This is a genomic window from Streptomyces sp. NBC_00154 (assembly GCF_026342835.1).
Classification (GTDB): Bacteria; Actinomycetota; Actinomycetes; order Streptomycetales; family Streptomycetaceae; genus Streptomyces.
The window spans coordinates 7,205,711-7,229,468 of sequence record NZ_JAPEMI010000001.1 but is presented as its reverse complement, the minus strand read 5'-3'; the positions used below and the strand labels follow the sequence as shown (position 1 = coordinate 7,229,468).

Annotated in this window: 21 protein-coding genes and 1 pseudogene; 14 read left to right on the top strand and 8 right to left on the bottom strand. The window is 69.3% G+C overall.

Annotated features, from left to right (window positions below; translation table 11 throughout):
- Positions 1-155: 155 nt before the first annotated feature.
- Positions 156-920, bottom strand: a complete 765-nt coding sequence (locus tag OHA03_RS32345; RefSeq protein WP_267007246.1) for an SDR family NAD(P)-dependent oxidoreductase — start codon at positions 918-920, stop codon at positions 156-158.
- Between the two features lie 160 nt (positions 921-1,080).
- Positions 1,081-1,686, bottom strand: a complete 606-nt coding sequence (locus OHA03_RS32340) for an ester cyclase (RefSeq protein WP_267007245.1) — start codon at positions 1,684-1,686, stop codon at positions 1,081-1,083.
- A 356-nt stretch (positions 1,687-2,042) separates the two neighbouring features.
- Here OHA03_RS32340 and OHA03_RS32335 point away from each other — a divergent pair, with 356 nt between their 5' ends.
- From OHA03_RS32335 to OHA03_RS32305, 7 genes and pseudogenes are all read left to right on the top strand, one after another.
- Positions 2,043-2,753, top strand: a complete 711-nt coding sequence (locus OHA03_RS32335) for a TetR/AcrR family transcriptional regulator (protein WP_267007244.1) — start codon at positions 2,043-2,045, stop codon at positions 2,751-2,753.
- Positions 2,754-2,929: 176 nt separating this feature from the next.
- On the top strand, positions 2,930-4,138 hold the full coding sequence (locus OHA03_RS32330) for an MFS transporter (RefSeq protein WP_267007243.1): 1,209 nt from the start codon (positions 2,930-2,932) through the stop codon (positions 4,136-4,138).
- Positions 4,139-4,170: 32 nt separating this feature from the next.
- Positions 4,171-4,408, top strand: a pseudogene (locus OHA03_RS32325) (IS5/IS1182 family transposase); the annotation flags it as partial.
- Positions 4,409-4,679: 271 nt separating this feature from the next.
- Positions 4,680-5,714, top strand: a complete 1,035-nt coding sequence (locus tag OHA03_RS32320; protein ID WP_267007242.1) for a DUF2786 domain-containing protein — start codon at positions 4,680-4,682, stop codon at positions 5,712-5,714.
- Positions 5,711-6,430: a hypothetical protein gene (locus OHA03_RS32315; RefSeq protein WP_267007241.1), complete on the top strand. Its 720-nt coding sequence runs from the start codon at positions 5,711-5,713 to the stop codon at positions 6,428-6,430. The genes OHA03_RS32320 and OHA03_RS32315 overlap by 4 nt, the downstream gene beginning before the upstream one ends.
- A gap of 27 nt (positions 6,431-6,457) precedes the next feature.
- Positions 6,458-7,075 (top strand): hypothetical protein, encoded by a 618-nt coding sequence (locus OHA03_RS32310; RefSeq protein WP_267007240.1) that lies wholly within the window; start codon positions 6,458-6,460, stop codon positions 7,073-7,075.
- 8 nt (positions 7,076-7,083) lie between these two features.
- Complete coding sequence (locus OHA03_RS32305; protein ID WP_267007239.1) at positions 7,084-9,978, top strand: CHAT domain-containing protein; 2,895 nt, start codon at positions 7,084-7,086, stop codon at positions 9,976-9,978.
- 89 nt (positions 9,979-10,067) lie between these two features.
- Here the strand turns inward: OHA03_RS32305 and OHA03_RS32300 are convergent, their stop codons facing one another.
- Positions 10,068-10,211 (bottom strand): hypothetical protein, encoded by a 144-nt coding sequence (locus OHA03_RS32300; protein WP_267007238.1) that lies wholly within the window; start codon positions 10,209-10,211, stop codon positions 10,068-10,070.
- Between the two features lie 63 nt (positions 10,212-10,274).
- Here OHA03_RS32300 and OHA03_RS32295 point away from each other — a divergent pair, with 63 nt between their 5' ends.
- On the top strand, positions 10,275-11,015 hold the full coding sequence (locus OHA03_RS32295) for a class I SAM-dependent methyltransferase (protein WP_267007237.1): 741 nt from the start codon (positions 10,275-10,277) through the stop codon (positions 11,013-11,015).
- 285 nt (positions 11,016-11,300) lie between these two features.
- Here OHA03_RS32295 and OHA03_RS32290 read toward each other — a convergent pair whose 3' ends face one another.
- Positions 11,301-12,386 carry a sensor histidine kinase gene (locus OHA03_RS32290; RefSeq protein WP_267007236.1) on the bottom strand — a complete coding sequence of 362 codons (1,086 nt, stop codon included), beginning with the start codon at positions 12,384-12,386 and terminating at the stop codon, positions 11,301-11,303.
- Positions 12,383-13,048, bottom strand: coding sequence for a response regulator transcription factor (locus OHA03_RS32285; RefSeq protein ID WP_267007235.1), 666 nt, complete (start codon positions 13,046-13,048; stop codon positions 12,383-12,385). Before OHA03_RS32285 ends, OHA03_RS32290 begins: the two co-directional genes overlap by 4 nt.
- A gap of 233 nt (positions 13,049-13,281) precedes the next feature.
- On the opposite strand from OHA03_RS32285, the gene OHA03_RS32280 reads away from it, so the two are divergent.
- From OHA03_RS32280 to gap, 4 genes are all read left to right on the top strand, one after another.
- A complete protein-coding gene (locus tag OHA03_RS32280) occupies positions 13,282-14,541 on the top strand; it encodes a PP2C family protein-serine/threonine phosphatase (protein ID WP_267007234.1) in 1,260 nt (419 codons plus the stop codon).
- Complete coding sequence (locus tag OHA03_RS32275) at positions 14,538-16,124, top strand: ATP-binding SpoIIE family protein phosphatase (RefSeq protein ID WP_267007233.1); 1,587 nt, start codon at positions 14,538-14,540, stop codon at positions 16,122-16,124. The genes OHA03_RS32280 and OHA03_RS32275 overlap by 4 nt, the downstream gene beginning before the upstream one ends.
- A 234-nt stretch (positions 16,125-16,358) precedes the next feature.
- A complete protein-coding gene (locus OHA03_RS32270; protein ID WP_267007232.1) occupies positions 16,359-17,315 on the top strand; it encodes a GlxA family transcriptional regulator in 957 nt (318 codons plus the stop codon).
- Between the two features lie 101 nt (positions 17,316-17,416).
- Positions 17,417-18,415 (top strand): type I glyceraldehyde-3-phosphate dehydrogenase, encoded by a 999-nt coding sequence (gene gap / locus OHA03_RS32265; RefSeq protein WP_267007231.1) that lies wholly within the window; start codon positions 17,417-17,419, stop codon positions 18,413-18,415.
- 546 nt (positions 18,416-18,961) lie between these two features.
- On the opposite strand, the gene OHA03_RS32260 is transcribed toward gap, so the two are convergent.
- The gene (locus OHA03_RS32260; protein ID WP_267007230.1) at positions 18,962-19,315 is read right to left on the bottom strand and encodes a hypothetical protein; all 354 of its coding nucleotides are present in this window, start codon (positions 19,313-19,315) and stop codon (positions 18,962-18,964) included.
- Here OHA03_RS32260 and OHA03_RS32255 point away from each other — a divergent pair.
- Together OHA03_RS32255 and OHA03_RS32250 are read left to right on the top strand one after the other, a co-directional pair.
- Complete coding sequence (locus OHA03_RS32255; RefSeq protein WP_267007229.1) at positions 19,245-19,415, top strand: SDR family oxidoreductase; 171 nt, start codon at positions 19,245-19,247, stop codon at positions 19,413-19,415. The two genes, OHA03_RS32260 and OHA03_RS32255, sit on opposite strands and share 71 nt — an antisense overlap.
- A 488-nt stretch (positions 19,416-19,903) precedes the next feature.
- Positions 19,904-20,929, top strand: coding sequence for an alcohol dehydrogenase (locus OHA03_RS32250; RefSeq protein ID WP_267007228.1), 1,026 nt, complete (start codon positions 19,904-19,906; stop codon positions 20,927-20,929).
- Positions 20,930-21,032: 103 nt separating this feature from the next.
- Here OHA03_RS32250 and OHA03_RS32245 read toward each other — a convergent pair whose 3' ends face one another.
- Both OHA03_RS32245 and OHA03_RS32240 read right to left on the bottom strand, forming a co-directional pair.
- On the bottom strand, positions 21,033-21,518 hold the full coding sequence (locus tag OHA03_RS32245; protein ID WP_267007227.1) for a hypothetical protein: 486 nt from the start codon (positions 21,516-21,518) through the stop codon (positions 21,033-21,035).
- 315 nt (positions 21,519-21,833) lie between these two features.
- Entirely contained in the window at positions 21,834-23,342 is a 1,509-nt protein-coding gene (locus tag OHA03_RS32240) for a CoA-acylating methylmalonate-semialdehyde dehydrogenase (RefSeq protein WP_267007226.1), read from the bottom strand.
- Positions 23,343-23,758: the final 416 nt, after the last annotated feature.

Here is a 23,758-nt window from a genome sequence, read left to right as displayed (position 1 = left end):
TCGAGGAGGAACCCGAGCTCCTGCGGAGGGCGGCGAAGCAGGTCGGAACATCGGGGCGTGCAGGCCGCTGCCGGAGCGGGCGCCCAGCCCGACCTCAGGCGACCCGCTTGACCGCTTCGGCCTTGCAGTCCTGAATGTGCGAGCTGCGGGTGGCGCTACCAGGCGCTCGCGCCGCCGTCGACCGCATAGTTGGCGCCTGTGATGTATGCCGCCCGGTCAGAAGCGAGGAAGGCCGCCAGTTCGACGATCTCCTCGGGCTGGGCGAAGCGCTTGAGGAGCGTCTTGCGGGTGATCGCGTCCCGGGCCGCCTGGTTGTCGCCGAGGTCACGGTCGCTGGCCGGGGTCAGGACGGGTCCGGGGCTGATCGCCACCGCACGGATCCCATGGGGCGCACCTTCGAGCGCGAGCTGTCGCGTCATGCCGATGACGCCGGCGTTCGCCGCAGTGTGCCCGACCATCGGGGGGTTCTCGCCGGCGATCATGCCGGCCATGGACGCGACGTTGATGATGACGCCGCCACCGCGCCGGGCCAGGTGCGGCCATGCGAACTTCGACACGAAGAAAGGTATGTCGAGTTCGCCGGCTACGGTCGCCCGCCAGTCAGCGACAGAGAAATCGGGCATCGAGCCGAAGCGCAGCGAGGCCGCGTTGTTGTAGACCACATCGAGCCCGCCATAGGCGGCCACGGCTTCTTCGACCAGCTGCTGCGCCTGTTGCGGGTCGGTGAGGTCGATCGGCGCGATGCCCGTCATCTCACCGCCCGCGCGACGGACGAGCTCGACGGTCTCCTCGTTGGCATCGACCTGGATGTCGCACCCGACGACCTTTGCGCCTTCTCGCGCAAAGATCAGCGATGCGACACGACCCATACCCCCTCCGGTGCCGGTGATCAGCACTACCTTCTGTTCGAGCGTTCCCATGGAAATTCTCCTATCAGTGGATTCTCCGGTGGCTCTGTCATTGCGTCCGCGGCCGGCCCTCCGGGCGCATCCTGTGTGCGGTGTGCCCGGAGGACCAGTCGTTCACCGAGGCCTTGGCCAGAGCCTTCCGCCAAAGCCCGGAGGGAGTCGCCGGGAAGCGCTACTTGGGGCTGGGGGCTTCGCCACGGAGCTCGTCCAGGAACACACCGAAGTTCCCTTCCGACCAGTGCTCTATGGACTGTCCCTTCACCACGCGGTCGATGGAGATACCACTGAGGTGGACCTCCCGGCCGGACGCGGGGATCCCGAAGATCGTCCCTGTGTGAACGCCTCCGAAGCTCCAGCGCGTGACGACCTTGTCGCCTTCGACGATCTGGTCCAGCACAGTCATCTTGAAACCGTTGAGCCCCGCCTTGATCTCGAGGTCTCCCTTGATCCAGTCCTCACGGCTCTCGGGGCCGTTGAACCCGTGGAGCACCAGGTCCTTCGAGATGTAGCGATCGAAGGCAGCAGCCAGGTCCCCGTTGTAGCTGTTGTAGTACGCCGAGGTGACCTGCAACGGCGACAGGTAGTGGTGCTGGGAGGACGAGTGTCCGGACGACGCACCGTGCGAACCCTGACCCTGCGCCGCGGCCGGGACGGCTACAGCGGCCAGGGTGGCGGCGACGGCGAGGCCGGTCATGGCGCCGATCACCCTCTTGCGCCGTACAGGCGCGGAGGCAGAAGTGAGGACGGCCGCGGCCTCGCGGGCCTTCTTGGAGATCATGAGGCAACTCCTGTCGAACGCGGTCGGTGACTTCCGACCCACATTTCCTTGACTCGTCAAGCATGCATCTCTGCCTGACAGGCGTCAAGCGCTTCACGATCAGTCGCGCGCAGCCACCTGCACCCGTGTCCGGCATGACAAACTTGGATCGCGTCGCAGGGACGCCGCATCGCCCCGGACACGTGCGGGTTCGTGACAAGTCGCCGAGCGGCAGGCCGTGCGGCGGCGAGCGAGGGCCCTGGGTGTCCGGATCGGCTCACCAGGCGATGCGCCGGAACCGGCAGAGGCGGCGAGCTCGGCAGAGTGTGCAAACGATCAAGATCAGGCCGACTGACGCCGAACGGAGCGACGCCGGAGTGACCGACGGAACACAGACAGAGGCGGGGACCTCGCCGGCGCGCGGGAAGTACGCCCCTGTGCAACTGGACGAGAGAGAGATTCTTCAGCGGGGTCTCGACACCTTCGCCGAACTCGGTTATGCCGCGACCACGGTGAGGGAGCTGGCACGGCGGCTCGACGCCAGTCACAACTTCATCAACGATCGTTACGGGTCGAAGGAGAACTTCTGGCGCGCTGCGGTGGACTTCGCACTGCAGGACGCCCAGCCCGCGCTCAACCAGTTGCTGGCGGAGTGCCGCGACGACGACGAACGGCTGAGGAAGGTAGTCGTTCAGCTCTATCGGCTGGCTGCGAACGCCTCGGGCTTGAATCGGCTGATGTCGGATGAGTCAACTCGCGACTCCAGCCGCTTGGACTATCTCCACCAACGGTTCGTCAAGCCGTTCTGGGACAGCATCGAGCCGACTGTCAACAGCCTCATGGCGGCCGGACGCATTCCACGTGTGCCGGCGCACATCCTCTACTTCGCCGTCACCGGTCCGGCGCTGGCCCTGGCACAGGACCCGATCGCCGACCGGCTGAACTCCGCGGCCTCACCGACGGCGGAGCAGGACAGAAGCAGCATGGCCGACGCGCTCTCCGGTCTTGTCCTTCACGGCCTGCTGCCACCCGGGCCAGGGACGGAGACCGCGGCAGGGCCAAGACCGACGCCCGCGACGCCCCGGTGATCGTACTTGCTGCGCCAGACCCGGAACCGGAAGGGCACGGAGCTGGTGTCGTGGACGGCCAGCAACTTCGCACCACTGACGGTGTGTACGACCGCTGCTAGCCTGCGCCCATGATCAAGGGAAGATCGCCCGGCCGAATAGCTCACACAGCGGGGGGCAGCAGGTCAGAGCGTGTATTGATCCTGGCCAGCTTCGTGAACCGGGTCGGCAATGGGCTCTTCAACACGGCGTCGGCGCTCTACTTCACGTTGGTCGTGGATCTACCGGCAGTGCAGGTGGGTGCCGCCCTCACTGTCGCCGGCTTGGTCGGGCTACTCGCGGGGATACCGGGAGGTCACCTGGCCGATCGACGTGGGCCGCGCACGATCATGATGCTCGCTTTGACGGTTCAAGCAGTGGCGATGTCCGCTCTCGTGCTTGTCGAGAGCTGGGCTGCCCTCACGGTCATCGCTACCGTTGACCAGCTTGCCGCAGCCGCTGGCGGCGCAGCCTGGGGAGCCCTCGTGGTCCGGGTCGGTACTGACCGCCCAGCGCTGTTCAGGGCAAAGCTCCGTACTTACGTCAATCTGGGCGTCGTCCTGGGAACCGTGGGTGCCGGTTTTGCGGTTACAGCGAATACTCGTACTGCCTACATCGTGCTGATTCTCGGCAACGCGGCCAGCTTTGCACTGTGCGCCCTCCTCCTGTTCCTGCTCCCCAATTACAGAGCACTGGCGCTACCGTCGCAGCAGCGCCGCTGGATCGCTCTCACCGACCGTCCGTTCGTGACCTTCACAGCCCTCTATGGTGCGATGGGGCTGCAGTACCCGACGGTGTCCCTGCTTCTGCCGATATGGATCTCGGAGCACACAAACGCACCGCGCTGGACCGTGGCCGCGGTATCCGCGATCAATGCTGGAGTCTGCGTCCTGTTGCAGACCAGAATCGGATCCCGCATCGAAACCCCTCGCGATGGCGGCAAAGCGTTCCGCACGGCAGGACTGCTCTTCCTCCTCAGCTGTCCGATGATGGCCCTGACCGCGCACGCTCCCGTGTGGGTGGCCGCCGGCCTCCTGGTCGCAGCGATCTTCGTCCACAGCCTCGGGGAGATATGGGAGTCCTCGGCCGGCTTCGCCCTTGGCTTCGGCCTGGCACCAGACCATGCCCAAGGCCAGTACCAAGGGCTTCTCGGGCTTGGCTTCAGCGCAGGCCAGGCGCTCGCCCCCGCCATCCTCACCACCGTCGTGCTCGGACTGGGCACGGCCGGCTGGCTGCTCCTCGGCGCGTTCTTCGCCGCTGTGGGCGCCGTCGGCCCATCGCTTGAACGCTGGGGCACGCGAACCAGATCTCGACAGGGAACTGCAGCTACGGAACCCAGCGGAGAACCGGACGAGGCGCACGCATAGCCGCATCCTGGATTCTGGCGAACGCGCTAAACGCCAAGTGGCGCGACGACGGCACCGACCGGACCATCCACGACCTGCGGCGCCGGCAGGTACGGGAGATGAAGAGGCGATTGGCCGACCCGAGTCCGGTGGTGCTCGACACGCAGAGCGTCCACGCCGCAGCCGGGGTTCCTGCCGACACGACGGGGCGGGATCCGGCGAAGAAGGTGCACGGGCGGAAGCGAGGGCTCGCGGTGGATGTTGGGGCTGGTCATCGCGGTCGTCACGCTTCCGTGGGCGGCAACAGAATCAGGGGCGCCCGTGACGACCCGGTGATGGGTTCCAGCTCGTCGATCAGCGGCCGGAGCCCCGGTGCGTGACCGGAGGGTGCGCCGAGTGACGGGATCCTCTCGTGCCGACGCGTGTGGCAGGTGCGAGATTCCAAGCATTTCCCGGTAGTTGGGGATCAATTTCTGGTTCAATTCGAATTGGGGAGACAGAGGTGTTCTTCTGATGGGTGGGTGTGCATGACTCCGTCGTGTGATCCGGACCGGGTGAGGCGATGAGCCCGCCGTCAACGCCGATCGCCCGCAGGATTCAGGCCCTTCTCACCCTCGCTGAACACCCCGGCACGCCCGGCCCGGAGCGTGAACTGGCGGCGGCGCGGGCTGCGGCATTGATGAAACGGTACGGAACTGACCACCCGGCGCGCCGCGACGGCATCATCGTGGTCCGGATGGAGCCGGACAAGACACTGGAGGTCCTCGTCCTGTCCGCGGACCCCGAACACGCCACCCCTCAGATTGCGGACACCATGGGCTGGCTGGGCGGGGTACCGGCGAGCTATAACCTCCGATATCTCGACTCGCGGAACCTGAACCCGGGGATCGCCGTGTGGCGCGATGTCGCCGGTGCCGACGAGGGGCGGCCCGTGAACTTCATGGCGAGCAACATCACCAACCGGGGAGGCGGCCTCGGCGGGTTCGGCAGCATCTGTGGAACGGCCGTCGTCAGCGGGTACGACACCGCGACCGGCGCCATCACCTCAACACCCCTGGAGACATTGGAACATCTCCTCTCCATGGAGGCCTACCGCGACGCCGCCGAGCATCTCCGCGCCTGGCGTACCGAACACGACGTCAGCACCCGGCCGCGAGGCATACGCCCGCGGCCGACCGTGCTGAGGGTGCTGAGCGTGCAGGAGGTCGCCGAGCTGACGCCCTGCGAGCTGTGGGAAGCACGGCTCCAGGTCGAGATCTGGAGCCAGGGGGAATGGGTCGACCTGATCGACTACGAGGGCATCCGCGCCGTCTGTCACAAGCACCGCCGCGCCTGCCGGACATGCCCGGCCGGAACCACTCTGTGGGACTGGCGCCCTCCACCCACCTTGGACGGCCTCATGGCGCACCTGTCCGCCCACGATCTGACCGGGGGCCTTCCGCGGTCGTCCCTGTCGGTTGAGCCTGGTGCGTACAGCAGTGGAGATCCGGCAGCGAGCAGGAGCTTTTCGTCGGGCCCGGTGATTCCGCCATCCAGCGTCCACGTCGCCCCCGGGACGTACCCGGCTGGGCCGATCAACGAGGGGAGCCAAGCGTGACGGCACACCTTCCGCCCGCAGATCTGGCCACCGATGCCCTGGCCCGCGCCCGGGAGACCGGTGATCGCAGGAAAGAGGCACAGGCTCTGTGCGACCTGGGCACGGCGCTGATGGAGACCGGCCGGACGAGCGAAGGCCGGTACCTGAGCCGCCGAGCCGTGGGTCTCGCCGAGCAGCTCGGCGAACGGCAGATCGAGGAAGCGGCCCTGGGCACACTTGGCCACAGCCTGGCTCAGTTCGAGGAGCTCGGGGAGCGGTGGCGCGCAGTACTGCTGGAGGGTGGCGACGAGACCGAGCACTTCCCGAGCCTGGCCGCCGCACGCTCCGACGAGTCCTACCGGACGGGCCGCCGGCACTCCGATGACGGCTTTCGGCTCACCGAGTCCGTCGTCGTCGAGGTCGCCTTCGGATTCGTCGCTGTGAAGTTCCTCGGGCCGTTCGTGGAGACCTTCGCCACCAAGCTCGGCGAACGGTTGGGCGAGTCGGCCGTGGCAGCCGCCGGACGGCTGCGGCTGCTGTGGAGCCACAGGGGCGGCCGCCGGAACCTGGATGTGCTCACGCCCGGTGCACAGCGGACGACCTTGGTGCTTCCCGAGGACTTCGACGACGCCGCGCGGTTGGCGGCCATCGAGCTGGATATCAGCGTGGACGGCGTACGGGGAGCGGAACTCCACTGGGACGCCGCCACCGGCACGTGGGTTCCGGTCAACACGTGATCGGGCGTCTTGGACACAGGAGGACCGATGGGTGAGCAAGTGGTGTGTGACACCTGCAACGCGGGGATCGATCGAGCCCACAGCTACTGCTTGACGACCACGAACGTGGTGCTGTCGGAGGCGTACTGGCGCAGCCAGTTCCGGCTCGTGACCAACTTGGTGAAGGCGCTCGACTGGGATGAACGCAATCAGGCGGCCGCCTTCGACCGGCTGATCCGCGACGTCGCAGGCAGCGCCACCCCCTGGCTGATCTGTGGAGGCTGCAGCGAGTACTTCGCCTTCGACCGCGCCGCAGCGCGTGAGCACGCCCTGCGTGGCAGCGTGCCGGAGCGTTCGGGTGCGGTCGACCCCGGAGGCTTCGCCCAGTTCGCCGCAGCCGCATGGGAGTACGTATTCGGGCGCTGGCCGGCCACCGTCCAGCAGCCGACGGTCAAGGACACCTGCGACTTCTGCGCGAAGAAGATCTATGGAGGGGAGTTCGCCGGCCGGATCGAGGCCCAGGCGGCCGAACGACACCTGGCGTCCGGCGTCCTCGACAGCCCGCCGCTGTGCCCGCCTCGCGAGGACCATGGGGGCTGGCTCTCCTGCATGGTCTGTATGAACCGCATCGTGGCCAGGGCGGATCGCGTGGGCGGCGGCCGGTGAGTTCCACCGTGGCCCGCTCTGAAGAGCTGTTCGAACAGGGCAAGAACCTGTTCCTGCGCGGGCAGTACGCCCGAGCGGCGCAGCTGCTGGCCACCGCGGCCGAGCTGACCCCGACCTCGGTCGGCTGCCAGTTCATGCTCGGAGCCAGCAGGATGAACAGCGACGACGTCGCCGGGGCGCTGTATCCGCTGGCGCTGTGCGTGTACTTCGAGCCCGACCACGGCAGCGCCCGGTTCGCTCTCGGCGTGGCCCTGCGCCACCTTGGCCAGGCGGAGCAGGCGACCGTCCACATCGCGTACGCGGCGTACCTGGGAAACCCGCAGGCCCCGGCCATGCTGACCCAGCTCGGCCTTGCGCACTGCCCGGACTGCGGTGGCCCGGTCACGCCGAATGCCGCCGGCTGCGACACCTGCGCCGCCACCCCCCGGTCCATCACCTCGCCCCGCCAGCGCACTTGGTCATGGGCCCACCTGCGGGCCGACGACTTCCGTTCACGGTTGTCGCTGCCCGGCGAACAGGTGGCCCAGATCGGCCGAGGCCACCTGACCCGCTACGACCTTGAAGGCGATCCCCGCAACATCGACGACGCCATCACCTACCTCGAGCTCGCCGCCGCAGCGGCTCCGGCTGCCGAACGCCCCCTCCGACTCACCGAACTCGGCAGCGCCTACCGTCGGCGCTTCACCTGCTACGGCCTGCCCGCAGATCTCGACCACGCGATCGACTGTCACGAGCAAGCACTCGACCGGGCCGGCGCCGACGCCACCGAGCGGGTGATGATCCTCGCCAATCTCGGCGTCGCCTACGGAGCCCGCTACGAGTTCGGCGCGGTTGCCGCCGACCTGGAGCGGGCGATCCAGTTCCTGGAGAGGGCGATGGCGACCCCGACCCAGGACCCGGATCAACGCCTGGCCGTCATGGCCAACGCCGGGCAGTTCTACCGGCACCGCTTCCAGGCCGGTAGCGATCCGGCCGACCTCGACCGTTCGATCGAGCTGCAGATCCCCGTCGTCGACGGGACCCCTCCTGACCATGCCCGCTACGCCGGGCGCATGGCCAACCTCACGGTCGCCTACACATCGCGATACGAGAAGGACGGTCGGCCCGCCGACCTGGATCGGGCCCTGGACCTCGCCGACCGGGCCGTAGCCGCGACCCCCGGCGACAGCCCGGCACTGCCGATCCGGCTGTTCAATCGCGGCGGTGCACGGCTGCACCGCTACCTGGCGCACCGGGAGAGCAACGAACTCGACCGCACGATCAACGACCTGCGGCAGGCCCTGGACGCCACGTCCGACGGCAACCCGCTGGTGGCCGCCGTACTCGCCCAGCTCGCAAGAGCACACCTCGTCCCCGGTGGGCATACCCGTGCGCCGGACCGGCGGACACTGGAGGCATGGGGGGCCCGGCTGGAGTCGGCGTCCGGCGCCTCGCCGAGCGAACGGGCCCTGGCCGGACGCAACCTGGGCACCCTCGCCCATGCCTGTGGACAGTACGACCTGGCCGCCCGGATCCTGGACGCCGCCATTGAACTGATGCCTGCCGTACCGCTGCGCGGCACGAGCTGGACCGACCGGGAACGCCGGTTTGGTGAGCACCGTGGACTGGTCAGCCAGGCGTTCGCCGCGCACTGTGCTCTCGGCAATCCGCTGCGAGCCGTTCAACAGGCCGAACTGGGCCGCGGCATGCAGCTGGCAACCGTACTCGACGCGCACGACGACCTCACCGATCTCGATCGGGAACTCCCGGAGATGGCACGGGCATTCCGGCAGGTCCGCAAGGAGCTGGCCGGTTCGTCGGCGACCCGGTCGGTCCTCTGGGACCGGTACGGGGACCTGGTCGCCCGGATACGGGAACATCCCGGATTCACCCGGTTCCTGATGACACCTCGCGTCGAGGAGCTGCGGCGGGCAGCGGCCGGCGGGACGGTCGTTGTGGTCAACTGCGGCCGGAATCGGGCCGACGCGATCCTGATCAGGCCCGAAGGAGACCCCCAGCACGTGCCGCTGCCCGGTCTGACCTCCAGTGACGTCGAGGCTCAGGCAGAGTCGATGGTCGGCTCCGCTCACACCGGGCGAGGCGACGGAGCGATGGCGGACCGGCTCGCCTGGCTGTGGGACACGGTCGTGCAGCCGGTGGAGGAGGCCTTCCCGTCGCACGACACTCCGCATCGGGTCTGGTGGCTCCCGATCGGGCTGCTCGGCCTGTTCCCCCTGCACGCCGCCGGACACCCTGACCGTCCCGGCGCACTGGATGCCTTCGTCTCCTCCTACACCCCTACGCTGCGGATCCTCACGCATGCTCATCGTCGACACTCGGCGGCTGCGCGGCGGCAGTTGACCGTGGCTCTGTCGAGCACGTCAGGCCTGCCCGGCCTGCCAGGCGCCCTCGCCGAGGCACTCGACCTGCACCGCCGCCACCCCGACGAGCCGCCGCTGCTCGACCAGGACGCCACCACCGGCCGGGTCGCCGCCGCACTGTCCACCGCCACATGGGCGCACTTCGCATGCCACGCGCTGGCCGACTACAGCGCCCCCTCGAACGGCGGGCTGTGCCTGAGCGATGGCATGTTCACTATCCCCGAGATCAGCCGCCTCGCGCTTGCCGACGCCCAGCTCGCCTACCTGTCGGCATGCTCCACCGGGTACCGGAACCTGGAACACGTCGACGAATCGCTCAACCTCGCATCGGCCTTCCAATTGGCCGGGTTCCGTCACGTCATTGCAAGTCTGTGGCCGTTGAACGACCGCTTCGGCGCTGTGGCGTCGCGCACCTTCTACGTCAAGCTGTCCGGCGCTGCCGACGACGCTCCCAGAGCCCTGCATCAGTCAACACTCGAGCTGCGCCGTCAGTACCCCGACCGGCCCGACCTGTGGGCCTCTCTGATCCACAGCGGTCCATGAGACAGGTTTTCAGCGGGCGATTCGCGAGTTGATGCCCGTCTCATGATTGCGGTCGGGTGAGGAGTGCTGGTCGTGGGCAGAAGCCGCTGTCAGGGGCGAGGCAGGGTGAACAGGCCCGGCTCGGGTTCGGCAAGGCCGTGGCTGACCAGGCGCTTGAGCTTGGAGCGGATGTCTTCGGTGTGCTTGGGCAGGTCGGGCTGAAAGGTCCGCTCCCGGCCCCCGGGACCGCGCACCCGGAGCCGGTGGAAGGTAAATACGTCGACAGCGCCCCGCCGAGCCCGGCAAAGTGGCCGCTCGTGACGAGCAGTGAGCTGTGGACCCGTGCGACCGCCGACCGCTACGACGCCGAGGAACACGAGATGTCCTCGGGCGCTGTTCTCGGACCGACTCTCGACTTCCTCACCGAACTCGCCGGAGACGGCCGGGCACTGGAATTCGCCATCGGAACCGGACGAGTGGGCGTCCCGCTCCGGGAACGAGGCGTGCCAGTAGTGGGCATCGAACTGTCCGAACACATGGCAGCGGTCCTGCGGCGCAAAATCGACGAGGACACGCTCCCGGTCACCGTCGGGGACATGGCCACGTCCACCGTCCCTGGCAAGTTCACCCTGGTCTATCTCGTCTACAACACCATCACGAACCTGCTCACCCAGGACGAGCAGGTCAAGTGCTTCCGAAACGCCGCACGGCACCTGACGCCTGGCGGCCGGTTCGTCATCGAGCTGGGCGTGCCGCCGCTGCGGTTCCTGCCACCCGGGCAGGTCGCGGTGCCGTTCGACGTCTCCGAGCGGCATCTCGGCTTCGACACCTTCGACCTGGTCGAGCAGATCCTCGTCTCGCACCACCTCACCCGCGACGGCGACGACGGCCGCTACCGCCGCAGCAGCTCCCGGCACCGGTACGCGTGGCCGGCGGAACTCGACCTCATGGCACGGATAGCGGAGCTCGAGCTGGAACTGCGCGTCGCGGACTGGGACAGGGCGCCGTTCACCCAGGACTCCGCGAAGCACATCTCCGTGTGGCGCAAACCGGCCTGAGGCGAGCCCCTTGTCGCCCAGCCCCTCCCACCAGGAGGAATGCGCCCGCTGGAGCGCCGTCGCCCGGGCGAACCCTCCGTCGTGCGCTCGCCCCCCACTTCTTCTACCGCCGTCGTGAATTCCGGTGAGCAGAGAGCCGACGGAAGTGCGGCCTGCAGCAGCCCCGTCTCCCGCACCCGCACCCGCACCGACCGTCGCCAGATGACCGTCACGGAGCCTTCAATGCGCAGTAGTCCGGCACGAAGGACACGGTGGGGCTGCCCATCCACCTGACCGCCGGAGGGGCTACTCCGTGCCAAGAGCTCCGTCTGGAGGCTGTGCATGACCCTTCCGCCGCGAGGCAAGGGGCACGCTCAGGATGATGGTGGTGCCCTTCCCGGGAACGCTGCGGAGCGTGAGCTGGGCGTCGATGAGGTCTGCGCGCTCGTGCATGGCGGAGAGCCCCACTCCCCGCACGGTGGATGCCGGGGGTGTGGCCGCGCGCAGGGCCGGCCAGCGCCTGGAGTCCGGGGGCTGGGGCATTCCGTGCCCGTCGTCGGCAACGGTCAGCGTCATCACCTGGCGGTCAACCTCCATACCGACAGTGATCCGAGTGGGCTGAGCGTGTTTCACCGCGTTGGTCAGTGCCTCCTGCACGATGCGGTAGACGTGGGCCTGTGCTTCTGAGGTCAGCCGGTCGCTGATCTCGGTGTCCTGCGGATCGATCCGGAGATCGACGCGGATACCGAAGGTCTCCGAGGTGCGTCGGCACAGCGCCTCCAAGGCCGCGCGCAGTCCCAGTTCGTCCAGGACCAAGGGACGCAGATCCGTGATCAGGTGGCGCAGCGAGGTGATCTGGTTGCCCACCAGGGAGCGTGCCTGCTCGATGGCGCCGCGCATGGCCTCGGGGCGGCCGTCGGCGGCGGCGGCGGAGAGCAGCACCTGCACGGCGCCGAGTTCCTGGAGGGTGTCGTCGTGCAGTTCACGTGCCCAGCGGCGGCGTTCGCGCTCCGCGCCGTCATGGCGGGCTCGGACGCGTTCACGTTGGAGACCCCGGTCGCGCTGGGTTGCGCTGCGGATGGTGGAGGCCGTGTACGCGACCAGGAGGAGCGGGAGCACGTGCAGGGCGTTCAACAGCGGTTGCTCGGTGATGCGGACCAGGCTGGCCACGGCGAGCATGAGCGCGAGGGAACCGGCCACCACCATCCAGGTCCGGCGTCCCGCGGTGTACAGCGGGGCTGCCGCAAGGTACGGGGTGGCCGCGGCAAGGGAGAGGGCCAGCTCGGAGGGCAGCGGCTGGTCGGTGACCTCCAGAGCCACCGCGGCCACGAGCAGACAGCTTCCCGCCACCTGCAGGGCAAAGCCCCATCGGGACCGGCGCGGTCCCCTCATGGCACCAGGCCGCGCTCGCGGGCCGCGGCGATGAGCTCCGCCCGGGTGTCCTTGCCGAGCTTGTCCCGGATCCGGGCACGATGGGTCTCCACCGTCCGGACCGAGACGTAGAGACGCTGCGCGATCTCCTGATTGGTGTGGCCTAGCGCCAGCAACGACAGGACCTCGGCCTCGCGTGCGGTCAGTGACTCCTGGTCGGCAGATCCCGGCATCTCAACGGCGAGCCTGGCTCCCATCACCGGCTGGACGTACGTCGCACCGCGGGCGACCTGGTGTGCGGCGGCCAGCAGTTCCTCGGCGGCTGCCTCCTTGAGCAGGTAGCCGGCCGCGCCGGTGCGCAGCGCCTCGCGGGCGAACGCCGGATCCTCCTGCATCGTGAGGATCAGGATCCGCGTGCCGGGTGAAGCGGTGAGCAGCGCTGGAATCATGGGCAGGCTCGACTGGCCGGCCATGGTCAGGTCCAGGACCAGCACCCGCGGATGGGTCCGACGCACGGCCTCGAGAGTGTCGGGGACTGTGGCGCTCTCGGCGACAATCCGGAATGCCGGGTCCTGGGCCAGCAGCAGCCGCATTCCTGCCCGGACCACCAGATGATCGTCGGCCAGTACGACGGTGGTCCCCGGAGGCTCTTGCCGGGACGGGGTGGAGCTGGGGGCGTCCATAGCTGCAACGGTAGATCCGCTGTGGCAGTCAGGCAGCCGCTGTCGGCGCGCGTGCGGGAAACCCGCAGGAAGGTACGCGGGGATGGCGCAGCCGCGTCCGGACATAGCTGCGGTGCAGGTGCAGGGTCCTACGGATGCGCAGTGCGGGTCGGCACCGATGTGCCCCGACGTCGTCGGGGCGGATGCTCAAAGGGATCAATTCATGCATCCCCTCTCCCTTGAGGCAGCCCCTCATGACCCGATCCGCTCTCCCGCTCCCCCGGACCGGCACCGGCCCCCGCAGGGCGAAGCGTCCAGCCGCTCAGGCGGGTACCGCCGGCCGCCGCGCGTGGCAGCTGCGGCACTTCCCGTGCCGCCTGCTGGCGGGAGGCATCCTCCCTCAGGCTGCGGTCCCGGTCGCGCTGATCACCGCCATCACTCTGGGCGCCACCTTCGCCCCTATAACCATCCATCTGTCCCCTCTCCTGGTCGCTGCCCCCACCTCCACGGCCGCGTTCGCCAGCTCCCGTTTCATCGCGGGTACCGCCCTGGCCGCCAGCGCGGCAATGTTTGTCATCGACCGCCATGACGGCCTGCTGCATTCGCCACTTCTGCCGATCCACATCGGCGCCCTGCTGGTGGTGTCCGGTTTCGTCGTCGCCGCCCGGGCGCTGCACGACCGCGACCTGCGGGAACTGACCCAGGTACGCGCGGTGGCCGAAGTAGCCCAGCGGGTCGTGCTGCGCCCCCTGCCCCGGCAGCTGGGTCCGCTGCGCGTCGCCTGTACGTACCGGGCGGCCGCGGCGCACGCCCTGGTGGGCGGCGACCTGTACGCCGCCGCCCGGACCGGCCGGGCGACCCGGTTCCTCATCGGCGATGTCCGCGGCAAGGGTCTGCCCGCCGTCGAGGACGCCTCCGCCGTTCTCGGCGCCTTCCGCGAGGCCGCTTACCAGCACGCCACCCTTCCCGAACTGACTGCCGCCCTGGAGAGCAGCGTCCGCAGGCACTTGGCGCAGCTCGCCGACAGCGACCCCGAGAGCAGCGAGCGCTTCATCACCGCGCTCCTGGTAGAAATCCCCGACGAGGCTCCTCTCGTCCAGGTCATCAGCTGCGGGCACCCCTCACCCCTGTGGGGCCACCGCGGCAAGGGGGCCGCCCTGCCCATACTTCATCCCGCACCACCCCTTGGGCTGGCGAGCACCTCTCCCGACACCTACCACGTCGACACCTTCGATTTCGGCCCCGCAGACACCCTGCTGCTCTACACCGACGGCGTCATCGAAGCCCGCAACATCACCGGCGGCTTCTATCCGATCCTCGAGCGGGCCTCCACCTGGCCCTGGGAATGCCCGCACAGCCTGCTGCGACACATCAACCATGACGTGGACACCCACACCGGCGGACGCCTGCAGGACGACCTCGCCCTGGTGGCCGTCCAGCGCACCTCCGCGCCGGACACCGGCCAGGGGCCGGACTTCCCCCAGCGCCCCCACCCCATGGAGGCCCACCCGTGACGCGCCTGGTGCTCCCGGAACGACACACCTTCTATGGAAAGGCGATGACGACGATGACCGCCACTCGACTGGACGCGGGGCTGTGTGCGCTGCTCATTGTTTACATCGGTGCGTCGTGCGCCGTGCAACTCCAGGATTCCGCAGGCGGCCTTGTCCGCTGGTCGGGGTTCTCCGTGCTCGTCCCCGTCGCGGCCGCCGCCCTGCTGCCTCTGCGGCGCTCCCTGATCATCGGAGCCTCCACGCTGGCTGCCACCGTCGCCATCTACGGCTTCGCCATCCACGGGGTATCGGCAGGCGGCCGGACGGTCGTCATCACCGCAGTCGCGCTGTCCTTCGCCTTCGGCCTCTTCGTCTGCTGGGCGCGGCCGCATCTGCTGCACACGCCCGCCACAGCCACGCGGAACCCGCCCAGCCTGCCCCGCCCGGCCGGCACGCAGGCCGGTAGCGCCCCCGAGACACCACGTGCGGTTCCCGCCTCAGCACGCGGCATCCTTCCCGAAGCGTTGCCGCAACCCGCGGTGGTAGAGCTGGCCAGCCACTACCGGACCGACTCCAGCCAGCTTGGCATGCGTGCCCATTGGCTGGACGCCATCCCGTTGTCCGGCACCCGGGTCGGACTCGTCGCCGGCGCCGTGGCCGGGCCGGGCGCCGACGCCACCGCCACCGAACTCCGCACCGCGGTACGCACCCTGGCCGACATCGACCTGCAGCCCGAGGAACTGCTCACCCATCTCGACGATGTCCTGGCCCGGCTCCGCCCCGACAACCGTCCCAGTCACGACGCCCAGGCCACCAGCACCGTCAGCGCCCAATGCCTGTACGCGGTGTACGATCCCGCCTCCTCCCGCTGCACACTTGCCGGCGCCGGAAGCCCCTCACCTGCCGTCATCACACCTGACGGCGCGGTCACAGTCATCGACCTGCCCGAAGGCCCTCCCCTGGGACAGACAGATCTGCCCTTCGAAGCCACCGAGATAGACCTACCCGAAGGCAGCCTGCTCCTGCTCTACACCCACACCGACGCCGGCAACAGGCCACATGAACCCGGCGGCGAGGAGCTGCTCAGCGCACTCGCCGGGCCCCAGTCCTGCCTGGACTCCACCTGCCGAGCCGCCCTCGACGCCCTGCTCCACGCTCCCCACACCCAGGTAGCTGTCCTCGCCGTCCGCACCCACGCCCTGGACACCCGCACCGTCGCCACCTGGGACCTGCCGGGCGACCCGGCCGCCGTCTCCCACGCCCGCACCCACATCGCGGAAAAACTGACCGCCTGGGGCCTGACGGACGCCGCCCCCACTACCGAACTCATCGTCAGCGAACTGGTCACCAACGCCATCCGCCACGCCCAACCCCCCATCCAGCTGCGCCTGATCCACCACGCCGGCAGCCTGGTCTGCGAGGTCGCCGACGGCAGCAGCACCTCGCCACACCTGCGCCGGGCCCGCACCTTCGACGAAAACGGGCGCGGACTGTTCATCGTCGCTCAACTCGCCGAACGCTGGGGAACCCGCCACAACCACCACGGCAAGACCATCTGGGCCGAGCACACACCCGCACCCGACCGGCCCACCACCACAGCCTGAGCTTCTCCTACCTTCCGGGCGCGGCAGAGACAGAGCCGGCGATTTTTTCTGGTGGAGCGCATCTGGTGCCGGTCGGCACCGTGTTGCCCGTTTTGTAGGTACTGGCCGGCGGACCCGTACCCCGTGCGCGGCCCGCAGCACCTGCCCGATGAGTCCCGTAGCCCGGGACCGAGGGTGCCAGCGCCATCAGTAGGGGGAACGGGCCAGCCCCACACCCCCTCGTATTCTTTTCCCGTGCCAGCTTCCCGCCTGTATCGCGTCGCCGTCCTCGTGCTCGAGGGTGCGAAGCCGCTCGATGTCGGCATTCCTGCGCAGGTGTTCACGACCCGCGCGAGCATGCCGTACGAGGTGCGGGTGTGCGGCGCCGCCCCCGGTCTCGTGACCGGCGGTGACGGCCTGTCGTACTGCGTCGCCCACGGCCTCGACGCGCTTGCATGGGCGGACATCGTCTTCATGCCCGGCTACCGGTTCCCGGACCGCGACGACCCGCCGCAGGCCGTCGTTGACGCGCTGATCGCGGCCCACGATCGGGGCGCGCGGCTCGCCGCCATCTCGACGGGCGCCTTCGCGCTCGCCGCCACGGGCCTGCTCGACGGCAAGCGCGCCACGACGCACTGGCATTACACGCGCGCGCTTGCGGCGAGGCATCCACTCATCCGGGTCGACGAGAACGTTCTGTTCGTCGACGAGGGCAGCGTGCTGACATCGGCCGGCGCCGCCTCGGGCATCGACCTGTGCCTGCACATTCTGCGCGGTGATCTCGGGGTGGCCGCGTCGAACCACGCGGCCCGGCGCCTGGTCGCGGCCCCCTACCGCAGCGGCGGTCAGGCGCAGTATGTGCCACGCAGCGTGCCCGAGCCGCTCGGCGAGCGGTTCGCCGCCACCCGCCAGTGGGCGTTGCACCGGCTGGGCGAGCCCCTCTCCCTTGAGATGCTCGCCCGGCACGCGGCGGTGTCGCCGCGCACGTTCTCGCGACGCTTCGTCGAAGACACAGGAGCCACGCCGATGCAGTGGGTCATGCGTGCCCGCATCGACGTGGCCCGTGAGCTGCTCGAGCGTTCGGAGCGGAGCGTCGAGCAGATCGCCGCCGACGTCGGTCTCGGCACCGGTGCGAATCTGCGGCTGCACTTCCAGCGCATCCTCGGCACCACGCCGAGCGAGTATCGGCGCACCTTCGCCCAGGGCGAGTAGCCCGCCGGCGTGGCGCGATCCTTTCGAGCCGTGGCACTCACGCCGCTGTCACGGACGGACGCTGCAAGCGAGCCTGATGGCGAACCGAAGGGACACCACTCATGACTCGCATCGCCGTCAACGGATTCGGCCGCATCGGACGCAATGTGCTGCGCGCACTGCTCGAACGCGACAGCGACCTCGAGGTCGTTGCCGTCAACGACCTCACGGAGCCCGCCACCCTCGCGCGGCTGCTCGCCTACGACACGACGGCCGGCCGGCTCGGCCGCCCGGTGACTGTCGACGGGGACGTCCTTGTCGTCGACGGCCGTCGCATCACGGTGCTCGCCGAGCGCGAACCGGCGAAGCTGCCGTGGGCCGAGCTCGGCGTCGACATCGTGCTCGAGGCGACCGGCCGCTTCACGTCGGCTACGGCCGCCCGCGCCCACCTCGACGCAGGCGCGAAGAAGGTGCTCGTCGGTGCGCCGTCGGACGGCGCCGATGTCACGCTCGCGTTCGGGGTCAACAGCGACGCGTACGACCCGGCCGTGCACACGATCATCTCGAACGCCTCGTGCACGACCAACGCCCTTGCGCCGCTGGCCGCGGTCCTCGACGAGCTCGCCGGCATCGAGCACGGCTTCATGACGACGGTGCACGCCTACACGCAGGAGCAGAACCTGCAAGACGGCCCGCACCGCGACGCCCGCCGCGCCCGGGCCGCCGCTGTCAACATCGTGCCGACCACGACGGGCGCTGCCAAGGCGATCGGCCTCGTGCTGCCGAACCTCGAAGGCAAGCTGGCGGGCGACTCGATCCGCGTACCGGTGCCGGTGGGCTCGATCGTCGAACTCAACACGACCGTCGCCCGCGACGTGACGCGCGACGACGTGCTGGCGGCGTACCGCGCCGCGGCGGAGGGGCCGCTGGCCGGCATCCTCGAGTACTCGGACGACCCGCTCGTGTCCTCCGACATCACGGGTAATCCCGCCTCGTCGATCTTCGACTCGGCCCTCACCCGCGTCGACGGCCGCCACATCAAGGTGGTCGCCTGGTACGACAACGAGTGGGGCTTCTCGAACCGTGTGATCGACACGCTCGAGCTCCTCGCCACCCGCTGACCGGACGCCGGGGCGGCCCCGCCGTACACCCGGATCAAGACCGACCTCACGACGGAAATTCTGCCGGGACGGGGCCGACTCAGTCCGCTCACACCCCGCCCCTTCAGTCTGCTGTCACCGGGGCAAGGCAAACCCTGTGCGAGCCATGGGCCTACCCGTGGGGCCAGGTTTCGCGCAGGGCGTGCCGGCGCGCTGCGGAGATGCCGGACCGCGCGGATGTAGTCGGTGAAGTCCGGGTCGGTGAGAGGGAGGTCGATTCCGTCGACATAGCCGAGGGCGGCAGCGACGAAGTCGACGACGCCGGCGCCGACGGCGGCGGGCACGGGGGTAGGGCTCGCTCGGTCGTGGTCGGCTGCTTGAGCGCGGCGGTGACGGCGGAGGTGATGTCACGTCGGCTGGTCAGCAGCACGATCGCGCTCTCGGCGACGAGCACCCGGCCGGGCCGCCTCGACGGTCTCCCGGCGGTGCATTCTGTGCGCGCTTCGGTGGGCATCCCCTGGCACGGCGCGCCGGCAACGTGCCGCGCCACGACGAGTGCCGGGCTGCTCAGGGACGGACTACGGCGTTCCAGCCGGCCAGAATTGGCAGGACGTGGGCGGTGGCGGAGTCGGGCTCGGCCGTGTAGACGATCAGCCGCTGGTCGGGTTCGTGCGGCGTGCAGACGATCTCGATGTTGAAGGACATCAAGCCTGCGGCGGGATGCTCGACTCGTTTGGTGACCGATGCGTAGTCGCGGACGGCGTGGTCGTCCCACCACCGGGCCACGTCGTCGTCACTCGCCCGCAACTCCTCCATCGCGCCCGGAGCGACCCTCACGCCCGGCAACGAGGTGGCCCGCGCGGAGCTCGACGCGATGACCGCCACCACCCCGGCGGGCGTCGTCGTCCGGCCGGAGGACATCGCCAAGGGCGTCCTATACCTGTCAAGCGACGACGCGGCCATGGTCCACGGCATCACGCTCTACGTCGACGGCGGGATCACCGCCACCCGCCTGGGCTGATCCTCGGCCGGCCCCCGGGCACATGCCGATCGTCGGGGGGCTCGACGGCGACAGGCAGACATTGGCGACGACAGCCGCCTCGACTGGTGACTGGGACCTCCCGGCTGACCCGAGTGGCTCGCGCGCCCAGAACTACGAGGCGTGCGTGCCACCGGCGCTCCTGCTCCTCGCGCAGCCGCCCGCGGCACCGCTCGCAAACGGGGGTGCCGCCGAAGCCGTAGCGGTGGCACGGCTGGTGGCGGCGCGCACACCAGCCGACGTGCGCGGCGGGCAGTCCATGACGGCGGAGGCCTTGCGCTGGGCTGGTGCAGGTGTGGTCATTCGACGCCGGAGAAACAACGGAACAGCGGTGGGCGCCAAGGGGTGATCTTGGTACAGGGCCTGCGATTCCGTCCGCACTGTACGAACAAATCCGGCGCGCGCCGTCGGCCCGGAGCTGCTCTACTGACTTCCGGGGGGTGTCCTACCCGTAGCCCGGAGAGATGCAGATGAGCACCTACCGAGTCGCCCAGGTCGCCGCCCCCGGCGGTCAGTTCGCGATCGTCGAGCGTGAGATGCCGCAGCCGGGTCCAGGCCACGTACGGATTGCCGTGGATGCCTGCGGAATCTGCCACAGCGACGCATTTTTCGTGAACGCCGGGCTCCCGGGCGTACGGTTTCCGCTGGTCCCCGGGCATGAGATCGCCGGGCGCATCGAGGAGCTCGGCGAGGGAACGCAGGACAAGGGCTGGCATGTGGGTGACCGGGTGGCGGTGGGCTGGTTCGGCGGCAGCTGCGGCCACTGCACGCCCTGCAGACAGGGCGACTTCGTCGTGTGCGAGAACCTGAAGGTGCCCGGATGGGCGTACGACGGCGGTTACGCCGAGGCGGTGATCGCCCCGGCAGACGCGCTGGCCCGGATCCCCGATGCGCTGGCGGGGCCCGATGCGGCGCCCCTGGGCTGTGCGGGGGTGACCACGTACAACGGGCTGCGGCGCAGCTCCGCCCGGCCGGGCGACCTGGTCGCCGTGCTCGGCATCGGCGGCCTCGGCCACCTGGGGGTGAAGTACGCAGCCGCGATGGGCTTCGAGACCGTGGCCATCGCCCGCGGAGCCGGCAAGGCCGACTTCGCCAAGCAGCTCGGTGCGCACCACTACATCGACAGCACGGCGGACACCACCGTCGCGGACGCGCTGCAGTCCCTCGGCGGCGCCAAGGTCGTCCTGGCCACCGCCGCCAACTCCGACGCCACCACAGCGACCGTGGACGGCCTGTCGCCCCGCGGCGAGCTGGTGGTCATCGGCGCGGACACCGAGCCACTCGGCATCAGCCCGAACCAGCTGCTCATGAGTGGCAAGATCGTCCGAGGGCATCCGTCCGGCACCGCGCAGGACGTGCAGGACACCCTGGCGTTCAGCGCGCTGCACGGAATCCGCCCGATGACCGAGGTCGTGCCGCTGGACCAGGCCGATCAGGCGTACCAAAAGATGCTCTCCGGCGCCGCCCGCTTCCGGATGGTGCTCACCACCCGGTGACGCACCCGGCCCTCGGCCTTTCACCAGCGAGCCGCCCGGGCGGCGGCCTCGTGGGCGGTGCTCCGCGACGGAACCTTCTACGAACCGCAGCCGTCGACCTCACTCACCTGACCTGCGGGTCTGCGAGGAGAACGACTCGATCAGCCTCGACGTCGAAGCCGAGCACCGGATGGCCGTAGTCGCCCTCCGGGTCCATCAGCACCGGCTTGCCCAACCGCCGCCCGATCTCCCGAAGGAAGCCGCAGAACACATCAAGTCGCTCCTGGCCCTGCAACTCCCGCAGGTCGACGTCGAAGTCGACTTCACCGTCGGCATGGAAACGGAAGATCACCAACACATCGGCCGTCGGCCAGACCCGCACGTTCGGGCCCTCGGCATCCGCCAGGCGGGACAGCACGGCCTCCGCCCGGGGCACCGGAAGCACCGTCTCTCCCTCGGAGTACTGGCACTTCCAGCCTTTTTCCGCGACAAGATCGAGGACTGCCTGCCAGTCCTCCACCAGCGTGTTCGGGACACGCACGTCCGGCAGCGACCCCATCAAGTCCGGGTCGAAGAAACAGCTCACGTCATCCCACAGCAGATCAGCCACCCCGACATGCTGCCCGGCTCCCAGACCCAACGCACCCCCGTTTCCCTTGACCAAAGACATAAGGGCCCCGGCCAGTAGCCCTGCCCCCCCACCCGACCTCACCTCACCTCACCTCACCTGGAAACGGACATCAACATGCGAACCGCCCCCTGAAGAGCCCCCGCTCGTGGGCAAAGCCACCCGATACCCCGCGCAACTCGCCAGAGCCGGCTCCTGCTCCCCGGTCGGCCCGCCGTCCTCGTCAGGCGAGAACGGCCGCGGCCGCACCGGCACCGTAAGGGAGCGGGTGCGGCCGCGCGTGCGGGCCCGGGGTGGTCAGCGGGACGTGGGGAAGCCCAGGTCAGGACCGGCTGCCGCCTCGGCCGGGTCCGGCCAGCGGCTCATGATGACCTTGCCGCGCGTGTAGAAGTGCACGGCTTCGCTGCCGTACATGCGGTGGTCACCGAAGGCCGAGTCCTTCCAGCCACCGAAGGAGTGGTAGCCCACCGGCACCGGCATCGGCACATTCACGCCGACCATGCCGGTCTCGACCTCCAACTGGAACCGGCGGGCCGCGCCGCCGTCGCGGGTGAAGATCGAGCTGGCGTTGCCGAACGGGGAGCCGTTGATGATGCGCATGGCCTCGTCGTAGGTCCGCGCGCGGAGCACGCACAGGACGGGGCCGAAGATCTCGTTCCGGTAGGCGTCCGAGTCGGTGCTGACCTTGTCGAGGAGCGAGATTCCCATCCAGTGCCCGTTCTCGAGGCCCTCGACGGTGAAGTCCCTGCCGTCGAGCACCACGTCGGCTCCCTGGGCGGCCGCGCCCGCGACGTAGTTCGCGACCTCGTCGCGGTGTGCCTCGGTGACGAGCGGGCCCATCTCGGACGTCGGGTCATTGCCCGGGCCGATCTTGACCTTCGTGGCCCGCTCGGCGATCCGGGACACCAGCGCGTCGCCCGCCGAGCCGACCGCGACCACCACGGAGACTGCCATGCAGCGCTGGCCTGCAGAGCCGTAGGCGGCGGTCACGGCGGCGTCGGCGGCCGCGTCGAGGTCGGCGTCGGGTAGTACCAGCATGTGGTTCTTCGCGCCGCCGAGGGCCTGGACACGCTTGCCGCTGGCGGATGCCCTGCTGTAGACGTGGCGGGCGACCGGCGTGGAGCCCACGAACGACACGGCCGCCACGTCCGGGTGGTCGAGCAGTGCGTTCACCGCGACCTCGTCGCCGTGCACGATGTTGAGCACACCGTCGGGCACACCGGCCTCGGCCGCGAGTTCCGCGAGGAGCATGGACGCGGACGGGGCCTTGCTGCTCGGCTTGTGGACGAAGGTGTTCCCGCAGGCGATGGCCATGGGGAACATCCACATGCTGATCATCGCGGGGAAGTTGAACGGTGAGATGCCGACGATCACACCGAGCGGCTGGCGGACCGACGCCACGTCGATGTGGCTCGACACCTCCGTGGACGTGTCGCCCTTGAGCGCCATGCCGAGCCCGCAGGCCAGTTCGACGATCTCCAGACCCCGGGCGACCTCGCCCAGCGCGTCCGCGTGGACCTTGCCCTGCTCAGCGGTGATCAGCGCGGCGAGGTCGTCGCGGCGCGCGTTCAGCAGCTCGCGGTAGCGGAAGAGGATCGCGATCCGCTGCGCGAGCGAGGACGTGCGCCAGGTGGCGTAGGCCTCCTTCGCCGCGGCGACCGCGGCGTCGACCTCGTCGGCGCCGGCCATCGCGACCTGTGTGGTGACCTCTCCGGTGGCGGGGTCGGTCACGGGGCCCCAGGTGCCGGAGGCGCCTGCAGCGTCTCCGAAGGGCTTGCCACCGATCCAGTGGGTGACGGTCTTCATCGGCGGAACTCCTTCAATGGTGACGGCGGTGGGCAGTGAGGTTCCTGTCGTTCACCTCACGGGCCTTCACCTCAGCCGGACGCTCCGCGGTCTCGGCCACGGATACGCCCCCACCGCCCGGGAGCGGGTGACTGCTGATATCGAAGCTACTTCTCCGACCCGCACATAAAGGCGCTTCGGAGCCTCGCGGCCCGAAGTGCCTCCCTCGGGTCCCGAACTGTCGTGGGGTGGATCACTCACATGCCGAGCACCGCCGCGTTCGCTTCGAGATCGACGCCAGCGGTTCCCCCGTGCAGAAGTCGTCGGCGGCTCGGAAGCGGTACGTGGTCCCGCAGTCCTCGATGTCGACGGAACCTTGCCAACCGTGGTGTCCCGGATCACATCCTGAGGGCGGACAGCACAGTACCGCGGTCGGG